Source organism: Streptomyces sp., from assembly GCF_031178505.1.
Taxonomy (GTDB): domain Bacteria; phylum Actinomycetota; class Actinomycetes; order Streptomycetales; family Streptomycetaceae; genus Streptomyces; species Streptomyces gulbargensis.
Window position 1 is genome coordinate 1 of sequence record NZ_JAPSIW010000954.1, and the last position, 2,223, is coordinate 2,223.

2 protein-coding genes are annotated in these 2,223 nt (G+C 77.2%); one reads left to right on the plus strand and one right to left on the minus strand.

Features of this window, described 5'->3' with window-relative positions:
* Positions 1–848 (plus strand): serine hydrolase domain-containing protein (locus RIF68_RS34965; RefSeq protein ID WP_309055567.1); only part of this gene is annotated, 848 nt, incomplete at its 5' end.
* Between the two features lie 36 nt (positions 849–884).
* On the opposite strand, the gene RIF68_RS34970 is transcribed toward RIF68_RS34965, so the two are convergent.
* A partial coding sequence (locus RIF68_RS34970; RefSeq protein ID WP_309055569.1) for an ATP-binding protein occupies positions 885–2,223 on the minus strand: 1,339 nt, incomplete at its 5' end.

A 2,223-nucleotide genomic window follows, 5' to 3' on the forward strand; every position in this document is an offset into this window, starting at 1 on the left:
TGCAGCTGGCCGCCGAGGGCCGGCTCGACCTCGACCGCACCGCCCGCTCCTACCTCCCGGACCTGATCCCGCAGGCGTACGCGCGGGTGACCGTGCGGCAGTTGCTGAACCACACGCACGGCATCCCGGCCGCCGGCCTGCCCGGCGCCACCGTCGAGGAGGCGTACGCGAACCGCTTCCTGGTCCACGACCCCGAGGCGATGGTCCGCTCGGCGACGTCGCAGCCGCGCGAGTTCGCGCCGGGCGCGGCGCAGCACTACCTCAACATCGGCTACACCGTCGCGGGCCTGCTCATCGAGCGCGTCACCGGCGACTCCTACGAGCACCAGGTCGCCCGCCGGATACTCGACCCGCTGGGCCTGCGCGACACGTACCTCCCCGGCGCCGACCCGCGCATCGACGGCCCGTACAACCACGGCTACCAGACCATGACCCTGGACGACGGGACGACCGGCCTGCGGGACGTGTCCGTGTGGGGCGCGACGGACGCCTGGGCGGCCGGGGACCTCGTCTCCACCACGGCGGACCTGGAACGGTTCACGGAGGCCCTGTTCCGGGGCCGGGTGGTCCGCGGGCCCCTCCTGGAGGAGATGTTCACCCTCCCCCAGGTCGCGGACCACGAGACCGGCGACCCCGCGGCGTACTCCGTCGGCCTGTCCGTGAAGCGGCTCGGCGGGCGGGAGGTGTGGGGCAAGACCGGTGGCCGGTGGGGTTACAACGCCGCCGTCTCCGCCACCCGTGACGGCTCCCGCACCCTGGTGTACGGCGTCAACTCGACCGACGCGAAGGGCGAGGGCATGAACGAGGTGGCGCAGGCGCTGATGGTGGCGGCCTACGGGCAGCCGTAGGCGCCGCCGGAGCCGCTCAGCCGGGGCGCGGCGGCGTCAGGCCCCTGGGGGCGTCGACGAGGGCGAGGCCGGTCCTGGACGTCCGCGGGCGTCGGGGGGCGACGCGGCGCCCGGCAGCGTCACCGTGAACTCCGTACGGCCGGGCCTGCTCTCGACGGTGAGCCGGCCGCCGTGCGCGCGGGTGATCGCGGCGGCGATGGCCAGGCCCAGCCCGGAGCCGCCGTCCGCACCCGGCTTGCGGGAGCGGGAGGAGTCGGCGCGGGTGAAGCGTTCGAAGACGGACGGGAGCAGGGCGGGCGGGATGCCGGGGCCCTCGTCGCGGACCCGGACCAGGCGGGTGCCCGCCTGCGTCGCCTCCACGGTGACGTCGACCCGGGTGCCGGGCGGGGTGTGCGCCCGGGCGTTGGCGAGCAGGTTGGCGACGACCTGGGTGAGCCGGGCCGGGTCGCCGGTCACCACGGCCGGGCCGGCCACGCGCAGCGCGAGCCGCCAGTCGTGGCCGGCGCCCGCCGCCCGCGCGTCCCACACCGCCTCCGCGACGAGGGTGGCGAGGTCGACCTCCACCGCCTCCAGCGGCCGTCCCTCGTCCAGCCGGGCGAGCAGCAGCAGGTCCTCGACCAGCCCGGTCATCCGGGCGGACTGCGCGGAGACCCGGCGCCAGGCCAGGCCGGCGTCGGTGTCCTCGGCGCCCCGGCCCATCAGCTCGGCGTACCCGGCGATCGAGGCGAGCGGGGTGCGCAGTTCGTGGCCGGCGTCGGCGAGGAGGCGGCGCATCCGCTCCTCGCTGCGCCGCCGTCCGGCCAGTGAGGACTCGACGCGGTCGATGAGGTGGTTGAGGGCGGCGCCCACCTGCCCGGCCTCGGTGCGCGGGTCGGTGTCTCCGGCGGGCACCCGGGGGAGGGTGACGTCCTCCCCGCACTCCAGCGGGGCGCCGGCCACCTCGGCGGCGGTGGCCGCCACCCGGCCCAGCGGGCGCAGCTCGCGGCGGATCACCACCGTGCAGACGCCGGCCGCGGTCAGCAGCCCGGCACCGGCGATGACCGCCTCGGTCACGGCCATCCGGCCGACGGTGTCCCGCACGTGGTCCGTCGGCAGTCCGGCCAGCAGGGGCGCGGCCTCCCCGGCGACGACGGTCACCCGGTAGGTGCCGAGGCCGGGGACGGTACGGGTGTGCAGGGCGCCGTCCGCGGCGAGGCCGGCCAGCGCGGCGCGCTGCGCCGCGGTGAGGGCGGTCCGGCGGCCGTCCCCGGCCACCACCTCGGCGGTGGTGATCCGGCCGTCGTCGGACGCCGGGTCGAGGCGGGCCGCGAGGGTGCCGGCGGGCTGTCCCTCCTCGCTGAGGTTGCTCAGCGCGGTGGCGCCGTCCGCGTGGTGG